Annotated in this window: 2 pseudogenes; both read left to right on the top strand. The window is 60.9% G+C overall.

The features are described from left to right. Positions 1 to 240, top strand: a pseudogene (locus tag EN846_RS33770) (glutamine synthetase); the annotation flags it as partial. Positions 241 to 242: 2 nt separating this feature from the next. Beyond that, a pseudogene (locus EN846_RS36625) lies at positions 243 to 389 on the top strand (FAD-dependent oxidoreductase); the annotation flags it as partial.

Genomic DNA, 389 nt, shown 5'->3' with positions numbered 1-389 from the left:
GGCATCGAGGAGAAACTCGCGCGCTCGGCCGAATCCACCGGCAATGCCTATAAGAGCAAGAGCACGCTGCCGAAAACCATGGAGGAGGCGCTCGACCGCTTTGCCGTTTGCGAGCCCGTGAAGGCGCTGCTTGGCGAGGATTTCTTCCAGACTTATCTGCGCGTGAAGAGCGTCGAGCTAGACTTGTTCCAGAGCGTCGTGACGTCCTGGGAACGCGACCATCTGCTGCTCAAGGTGTGACCATGGCTTCGCGTTCAACAGGTTTCAATTCCGGTCTCGATATCGGCAAGTCCTACTATGTGGCCACGGCCGCTCCTGCGCCGGACCATCCCGCACTTGCCGGCGATGTCGAGGCAGATCTGGTGGTGGTGGGCGGCGGCTGTACAGGC

The sequence above is a fragment of the Mesorhizobium sp. M4B.F.Ca.ET.203.01.1.1 genome (genome assembly GCF_004791025.1).
Classification (GTDB): domain Bacteria; phylum Pseudomonadota; class Alphaproteobacteria; order Rhizobiales; family Rhizobiaceae; genus Mesorhizobium; species Mesorhizobium abyssinicae.
Note: the sequence above shows the minus strand (reverse complement) of the source record. Positions and strands in the feature narration are given on the sequence as shown.